The following is a 399-nucleotide window of genomic DNA, read 5'->3' on the forward strand; positions in this document are numbered from 1 at the left end:
CAAAAGTCGCCGCAGAAAATAATTTTGCTATCTTGACCGACTCGTGTTATAATAGAATCTAATTCGTGAAAGTTTAAGTTCTGCATTTCATCGACTAGTATGATCGTGTTGTGATATGTCTCACCGCGTATAAATGAAGTAGGCTTGAAATCGACATAACCGTTATGTTTTAACTTATCATATGCACCTTTATCATAAAACATTTCGCTGGCGCAAGATCTGTATGGAGCAACATATACAGCAATCTTTTCTTCTATATCGCCAGGTAAGAATCCTATTTCTTTTGTCGGAACAATAGAGCGTACAATAAGTAACTGTTCATAAGGAGTTTCTTTGTCTAAGACTTGTTCAAGTGCCATATACATTGCGAGGAATGTCTTACCTGTACCTGCATGGTCA

General features: G+C 37.1%; 1 protein-coding gene. It reads right to left on the reverse strand.

Annotated features, from left to right (window positions below; translation table 11 throughout):
* Positions 1–399: PhoH family protein (locus tag CIL05_RS21655; protein WP_165769196.1), on the reverse strand; the 399-nt coding region annotated here is incomplete at both ends.

Origin of the sequence: Virgibacillus profundi (assembly GCF_002287375.1) — a bacterium.
Taxonomy (GTDB): Bacteria; Bacillota; Bacilli; order Bacillales; family Amphibacillaceae; genus Virgibacillus_K; species Virgibacillus_K profundi.